At 63.0% G+C, this 6,000-nt stretch carries 4 protein-coding genes; 2 read left to right on the top strand and 2 right to left on the bottom strand.

Features of this window, described 5'->3' with window-relative positions; all coding sequences use genetic code 11:
* Positions 1–1,015: 1,015 nt before the first annotated feature.
* Both ACTJGZ_RS01865 and mnmE read left to right on the top strand, forming a co-directional pair.
* Positions 1,016–1,546, top strand: a complete 531-nt coding sequence (locus tag ACTJGZ_RS01865; protein WP_441661267.1) for an SET domain-containing protein — start codon at positions 1,016–1,018, stop codon at positions 1,544–1,546.
* A 460-nt stretch (positions 1,547–2,006) separates the two neighbouring features.
* Positions 2,007–3,461, top strand: coding sequence for a tRNA uridine-5-carboxymethylaminomethyl(34) synthesis GTPase MnmE (gene mnmE / locus ACTJGZ_RS01870; RefSeq protein ID WP_441661252.1), 1,455 nt, complete (start codon positions 2,007–2,009; stop codon positions 3,459–3,461).
* Between the two features lie 192 nt (positions 3,462–3,653).
* On the opposite strand, the gene ACTJGZ_RS01875 is transcribed toward mnmE, so the two are convergent.
* The gene (locus ACTJGZ_RS01875) at positions 3,654–4,166 is read right to left on the bottom strand and encodes a ClbS/DfsB family four-helix bundle protein (protein ID WP_441661253.1); all 513 of its coding nucleotides are present in this window, start codon (positions 4,164–4,166) and stop codon (positions 3,654–3,656) included.
* A gap of 215 nt (positions 4,167–4,381) precedes the next feature.
* On the bottom strand, positions 4,382–5,662 hold the full coding sequence (locus ACTJGZ_RS01880; protein ID WP_441661254.1) for an MFS transporter: 1,281 nt from the start codon (positions 5,660–5,662) through the stop codon (positions 4,382–4,384).
* Positions 5,663–6,000: the final 338 nt, after the last annotated feature.

A 6,000-nucleotide genomic window follows, 5' to 3' on the forward strand; every position in this document is an offset into this window, starting at 1 on the left:
TGACGGTGCCTGTCAGCGTCATGCTGGCTCAGGAGAGGCGTGGGAGGAGTCCCACGCCTTTTTTGCGTCTGGTGTGTGCTCCTTTGCTACACCAAAGAGGCCAGAGGGTCTGGAGGCGTTCTGCGCGGGATGCGTGACAGGGGTTCATGTGTGTGATGCACACCGTGGCTTTTCCGCGCTAAAGGCTTTTTTTGTGAGGGGGCAAGTGCTAAGCCGCGCAGCGGGGGTTCCAGGGCGGGCCGCAGATCGCGTGGTTCCGGCTGCGCCGGAACTGCCCGCGCCTGACGGCCTCAGCGGGGCGGACGCGCAACTCGCGAAGCGGACAGTCCCCCGGACTGTCCGCAAGCGTTTCGCTCAGACATGCGCGTCCTTGCTTCCCCGCTGAGGCCGCCAGGCACGGCACGCTCCACTGCGGCCCGCCCTGGAACCCCCGCTGCGCTGATAGGGTGCATGAGCAACGAGGCAAGGCATGGGCGGCAGTCAAGGATGAGGCCAGTGAGGGATGAAGATTACTGATGAGGGACGAGTTCCGGATGGGCCGTTTTGAACGATGGCATCTGACGGCTTGTTTTGGATTGTCTGTTCTAGTCGCCTGCTCTAGGTTGCTTGCTCTGGGTTGCCTGTCCTAGTCGCCGGGTTCTGGTGGTTTGTGTTGGGTTGCGGGGGGTTGTTGCGCAACTGGTGATATGTTGCCTTTTCGGAACGCTCTGATGGTATGTGGGGCTTGGATGCTGCATGCGCAAAATCGCAGGCCTATAATTCGCCCGGTCGGGCTTTGCCTGTCTTTAACGTTCCTCATCATCATGATTCAGCACCGCGCCCCGTCGCGTACCTCCCTGGGCTGGCGTCCTAGCCGCCGTGAGTTTGTCCCCTGTAATCCTCGTAATGAAACGCCGCAAGACGGGCAAGATCATGCCCAGCCGCAAGCCAGCCAGGCTGATAAAAACGGCCAGATTGCGTGAGTAGCAAGCCCCGTTCCTCTGCCAAGGACAAGCACGCCGATGCGCCTGCCGCTGTGCGTACGGCCGGGCGGACGGGCAAGGCGGAAGCTGCCTGGCATCGCTTGGCGGATTCCCCTGTGCACGGCAAAGGGGTGTTCGCCTCGCGCGATATCCCTGCCGGCACCCGTATTCTTGAGTATGAAGGCGAGCGGATCGACCAGGAGACGGCGGATGACCGACATCCGGTCAATCCTGATGATCCTTTTCATACTTTCTTTTTCGCTTTGAGCAGCGGCACCGTGATTGATGGCGGCGTGGACGGCAATGATTCGCGCTGGATCAATCATGCCTGCGCCCCGAACTGCGAGACGCAGGAAGGGCGGCATGGCAAGCGGGTGTATATCGTTACCCTGCGCGATATCCAGGCGGGCGAAGAGCTGAATTACGATTACGGCCTGGTGATTGAAGGCCGTCAGACCCGCAAGCTCAAGGCGCAATACCGTTGCCTGTGCGGCGCGCCCGAGTGCCGCGGCACCATGCTGGCCCCGCCGCCAAGCAAGCGGGCCAGGAAGGCAGACGGCAAGTCTGCGGCAAAAGGCGGCTGACCAGAGGCCGGGCCGTCAGCCCGGGCATCTGGCAACGCGGCAAGCTAGCCTCTTCAGAACTGCCTTGTAAAAGTACGGCCAAGCTACGGTATTTTCTTAGGATTTTGCCGTTTCAGGCCTGCCTCAGGCACGCTGAAAAACCGGTCTTCCACATAAATATCCACAATTATCCAGATGCGATATGCGCCCTCATCGAAGCGACATGGCGGCGCCTATGGATGCAAGACCGCGATTTGCCGGGTACGATGCGGGCAGTTCCTTGGATTGCGTATTTCCGCCAAGCCGCGCCAATACTGGTTCCCGGCATAGACACTACTGTCTTGCCTAGCCCTGGGCGGGCAAAAGCTTGCCTTTCCGGCGCACGCCAGCGCTGCGCCAGTTAGGCGCGCAGACGCGGAAACAGCCTGGCAAAATCGCAGACCTGCCGTTTTATTAACAGACTTATCCACAGCCGATCACCATGTCCATTCTTGATGCCAAGCCTATCGTCGCCATCGCCACCGCGCCCGGCCGTGCCGGTATCGGCATCATCCGTTTGTCGGGTCTGGCGCTGGGCCCCTTGGTGCAGGCGCTGCTGGGGCAGGATCTGAAGCCGCGCCACGCGCATTTTCTGCCTTTCCGTGACGGCGACGGCAGTACCATCGACGAAGGCATTGCCATTCATTTTCCCGGGCCGCATTCGTACACAGGCGAAGACGTGCTGGAACTGCAAGGCCATGGCGGCCCGGCAGTGCTGCGCCGGCTGCTGCAACGCTGCCTGGATGCCGGACGGACGCATGGACTGAGGCTGGCCGCACCCGGTGAATTCACCCAGCGCGCTTTTCTTAATGGCCGCCTGGATCTGGCGCAGGCCGAAGCCGTGGCGGATTTGATCGACGCCAGTTCGGAAGCCGCCGCACGCAGCGCCGTGGCTTCGCTATCCGGCGTTTTCTCGGCCAAGGTCAATGATTTGGCCGACCGCATCACTCACTTGCGCATTCTGGTGGAAGCCACGCTGGACTTTCCCGAAGAAGAAATCGACTTCCTGGAAAAATACCAGGCCGCCGCCACGCTGACAGGCCTGCGCGCCGAACTGGCGGACATCCTCGCCAAAACCCGCCAGGGCGTCGCCTTGCGCGATGGCCTGAAAGTCGTGCTGGCGGGCGAGCCCAATGTCGGCAAGTCCAGCCTGCTCAACGCTCTCGCCGGGGAAGACATTGCCATCGTCACCCCCATCGCGGGCACCACACGCGACAAAGTCACCCAAGAAATCCATCTGGATGGCGTCCCGCTGCACATCATCGACACTGCCGGCCTGCGCGACACGGATGACCTGGTCGAAAGCCTGGGCATAGAACGCAGCTGGAACGAAATCGCCAACGCCGACATCGTGCTGCACCTGCAAGACGCCCGCCTGCCGGTCCAAGCCATCAGCGCGCGCATCCTGGGCCACTGCCGCCCAGGCGTGCCCGTGCTGCAAGTCTTCAACAAAATCGACCTGGCGGAAAAGGAAACCGGCACGGCATGGCAGCTCAGCTCCGCCGCCGTCACCGGCATAGCAGCCAGCACAAGCGCCGCCACGGAACCGCCCGAGAGCCGCCCGAACGGCACGCGCCATACCCTGACAACCATAGGCATCTCCGCCAAGCGCGGCGACGGCCTGGACGCGCTACGGCAGCAACTGCTGCACCTTGCAGGCTGGACCCCCGGCGAAGCCTCCCCCTGGCTCGCCCGCGCCCGCCACGTCGAAGCCCTGAACCTCGCCAGCGCCCACCTGGAAATGGCAGCCCTGCATGCCGCCCAGAACGACACCGTCCTGGACCTCTTCGCCGAAGAGCTGCGCCTAGCGCACGACGCGCTGGGCGAAATCACCGGCAAGGTCAGCAGCGATGATTTGCTGGGACTGATTTTTTCCAGTTTCTGCATCGGGAAGTAATCCTGCCCCTGGGCCTCTCCCGGTCACTCACGCATACCGCACCCAAAGCGCCGACCCCGGCGCGCAGCGGGCCCAAGCGCGAATGCGAATGCGGATGCGGAGCGGCGCTGAGTGATGGGCCTGCCCTCGGCCCAGCAGCCTCAGGGCGCCATCCCATTTGCTCAGCGTCAGGCAGTCCTGTCGGCAGCCCTGTCAGGCGATCCCTTGGGCTTTCTTCCATTTGCGCAGCCGGCCGCGCGCATTGGCATAAGGCGACGAGGTGTTGAACTGGATCATCCGGCCCTGGGTGTATTTTTCATACCAAGGCGCGCCATACAGCGCTGCCTCAGTCTCATGCTCGACCAAGGCGGTGATGCGGGCATGCACATCGGCAAACTGCCGCAATAGATCGGCGTAACCCAGGCTTGCATGGTCGGCGTAAAACTTTTGCGCCAAACGGCCCAGTTCGTTCCACTTGTAGCCCGTTTCCGGAAAATCCACCGCTGCGCCTCTGGACTTGCCATCACACCATTTGAGTACCAAGAGGTTCCAGCCGATCAGGTAGGCGACCAAGTCGGCCACGCTCATTTTGGTGCCCTGCGCATGGCCTTCGAGCGTGGCTTCCCGCACGCGCTCGGGCGGCATGCTGGCGAGATCGGCCATCAGCCTCTGATAGCTCGTGCGAATCGCGTCAAGGAGTTCCTGCTTGCTTTGTGGCACAGCCATGCGATTTGTCCTGGATGCCGGGCCGGGGTCGTCCCGCTGATGACTGGCATTATCGCCCGGCGGCAGGAACGGCCCGGCTCAGTTCGGCAACTGCGGCGCCATCGTCTTCGCCCGCTATCGCCCCTTTAGGCGCCGCGCGGTGCCGCCAATAAGCACAATAAGCACAATAAGCACAACAAGCAGCCTGGCTTCTGGCGAATCCGCTCTGTATCGCTTTAGCTGCGCACCCGGCTCGTCTGCGCGTACATCAGGCCGGCCAAGACGATCGCAAGCGTTGCGATCCAGTAGGGCGCGTGCATGCTCATGCGGTAGCTGGAGGCGCCCAGCAGCGGGCCTATCATCATGCCCAGACCTTGCGCCGCCCCGCTCAGGCCGCCGACACGAGCCTGGTCACCAGCGCGCTGGGCGCGGTGGGTCAGCAGGCTGAGCAAAAAGGGCAGGAAGGTGCCCAGGCTGAGGCCGAACAGGCCCATGCCGACCAGCTGCCAGGCAAAGCCCGCATCGGTAATCAGTATCGCCAGGCCTAGCGCCCCGATCAGCCCGCCCGTCAAAACCAGACGGCGCTGCGCGCGCGGGTCGGGAATGGAGATTTTCGAGAGCGCCATTTGCGCGCCCACCAGCGTGGCCGCGGTTGCCATCAACTCCGCGCCCGCATATTGGGTCGCCTGAGTACCGGCCAAATGGAATTGATCCTGCATGCGAAAGCCAGTGACCTGCATGAGAATGCCGTAGATGACATAAAGCAGGGTCAGCACCGATAAGGGCTGCCACAAGTCGGCCCAGGCCGTGTGCCGCAGCGGTGCCCCAGGGGACGAGGCTGCGGCTGCGGCCGGTGTCTCGGCGGCCGCAGCCGAGGCCTGAAGACTCGCCGCGCCCGGCAAATATAGCCAGCAAGCGCCGGCTGCCAGCAAGAGCAGGGCGGCGACCACATAGAAAGGCACCAGCAAACCCGCGCTGGTCGCAACCGCCGCCAGGCCGGGCGAAGCCACCAGGCCCAGCGCGAAACTGGCCCCCATGCCCGCCAGCGCCCGGGAACGCGCCGCGCCTTCGGTCACGCGGGCAATATAGGCCTGCGCGGTTGGCAGCAAAGCGGCCGAAAACGGCGAAAGCATCACGCGGCTGAAGACCAGCATGGCGAAGCAAGCCGCCAGCGACATCACGCCCGCGCTGCGCCAGGCCATGGTGTAGCCGAACAGCAGATTGAACACCATCATGGTCAGCAGGGCACCGGTGCAAATGGCTTTGGCAGACAAATACTGGCCCAGCTTGCCCCAGACTGGCCCGAACAAGACAAAAGCCAGCGCGGCTGGCGCCACCACCCAGCCCAGTTGGGTTTCGCTCAGCCCCAGCCCGCGCCCGACTGCCGGCAAGATGGCGAACACGCAGGACATGGCGGCGGCGGCTGCGAAAAGCGCCAGGTAAATACTGATCAAGGCACGCGAAACCTGACGCTGCGACGGGCTATCCGTGCGCGGGTGCTGTTGCTGGGATGTCATATCAACCAATGGAGAAAATGTCTGAACCCGGCGCCCGGCGGATGCCGGGAAGCATCCGGGCCGAAGCCGGTACCTACGTCTGATCGCCAGCCCCGGCAAGCAATATCCGCATGCTGAATCGCTCAGCCCGCGTCATTCACTACCGTTTACTGCCACTAATCATTTGGTCAGTCTATCAACTGATTGATTAGGGCGTCAACCTGAAACCTGGCCCGACCCGACGCCATCACCGCCGCAAACCGCCATTTCCCCTGACCTGGCGCAGGCCTGAACCCGCCGCGCACCCTGTATCCCTGTATCCCTGTATCCCTGTATCCCTGTATCCCTGTATCCCTGTA

Origin of the sequence: Kerstersia sp. (assembly GCF_052103615.1) — a bacterium.
Classification (GTDB): domain Bacteria; phylum Pseudomonadota; class Gammaproteobacteria; order Burkholderiales; family Burkholderiaceae_B; genus Kerstersia.